Here is a 1,168-nt window from a genome sequence, read left to right on the forward strand (position 1 = left end):
GGCGCCTGCTGGTGGCTGGAAGCCCTGCATGAAAAGCTCTGCGCAGACGTGTTCGGTTCCGACCATCTGTTTGCCGACGATACACCCGTTCCGGTGCTCGATCCGGGGCGCGGAAAGACCAAGACCGGAAGGCTCTGGGTCTATGCCCGCGAGCAGCGCGGCTGGGGTGGGGCAGACCCGCCTGCGGCCGTGTTCCTGTTTGCGCCGGATCGCAAAGCCGAGCGTCCTGTCACCCATCTCCGCGACTTCAAAGGCGTGCTCCATGTCGATGGATATGCCGGGTTCGAGCAGGTTGCCGCCCGGCCAGATGTGACGCTCGCAGCCTGTTGGGCGCACACGCGGCGCAAGTTCTATGACGTTGCGCAAGCAACCGGTTCGCCTATTGCCGAAGACGCTGTCCGCCGCATCGCCGATCTCTACGCCATCGAGGCAGAGATCCGCGGAAAAGCCCCGCACTGGCGGCTTGCCGCGCGGCGGAAACTGTCGGCTTCGCGCGTTGAAAACCTCCGGCTCTGGCTCGAAAATCAGCTGGCGCAGGTGCCCGCCCGCAGCACGCTCGCAGACGCCATCCGTTACACGCTGGCACGCTGGAAAGGTCTCACCCGGTTCCTTGATGACGGCCGTGTCGAACTTGATACCAACCCTGTCGAACGCGCCATCCGCCCCGTCGCCCTTGGCCGCAAAAACCATTTGTTCGCCGGCAGCGATGGCGGCGCCGAACGCTGGGCGATCCTCTGCTCGCTGATCGAAACCGCGAAACTGAACGGCGTCGAACCCTACGCCTACCTTACCGACATCCTTCAGCAAATGGCCGACGGATACCCCGCCAACCGCCTCGGCGATCTCCTGCCATGGGCGTGGAAAGCCGCAAATCCCGTCAAGGCCTGACATTAGGTGTCACCTCCGGACGCATACATCTGTCCCCATTTTTCCCAATCAACCCTTCTGCATGCTCCTTCCGATCACCGCCTATCCACACCGCACGACCAATGATGTCGCCCTCCCTGACCGCTCCAAAATACCGTCCATCAAAGGAATCCGGTGTGCGATCAGAAAGGAGCAGAACCTCTTCTGCCTGAAGCTGCCTGCAGCCCGTCCAGGGAGACGGCAGGGCGCGTCCCATACTATCTGTTGATAGCAGGCGGACAGTCGAAGTCCCGTTGATCTG

2 protein-coding genes are annotated in these 1,168 nt (G+C 62.4%); one reads left to right on the forward strand and one right to left on the reverse strand.

The genetic code is table 11. The features are described 5' to 3' along the window. Window positions 1-888, forward strand: an 888-nt coding sequence (gene tnpC / locus HY30_RS17450; protein WP_034743992.1) for an IS66 family transposase, incomplete at its 5' end; no start/stop codon positions are given. Here tnpC and HY30_RS20735 read toward each other — a convergent pair. Continuing rightward, window positions 878-1,123: a S26 family signal peptidase gene (locus tag HY30_RS20735; RefSeq protein WP_081812351.1), complete on the reverse strand. Its 246-nt coding sequence runs from the start codon at window positions 1,121-1,123 to the stop codon at window positions 878-880. The two genes, tnpC and HY30_RS20735, sit on opposite strands and share 11 nt — an antisense overlap. Window positions 1,124-1,168: the final 45 nt, after the last annotated feature.

Source organism: Hyphomonas chukchiensis, assembly GCF_000682695.1.
Taxonomy (GTDB): domain Bacteria; phylum Pseudomonadota; class Alphaproteobacteria; order Caulobacterales; family Hyphomonadaceae; genus Hyphomonas; species Hyphomonas chukchiensis.

What these genes read in the sequence shown, in the direction of transcription:
- HY30_RS20735 (WP_081812351.1), bottom strand. Translation starts at nt 1,123, where the DNA reads ATGGGACGCGCCCTGCCGTCTCCCTGGACGGGCTGCAGGCAGCTTCAG.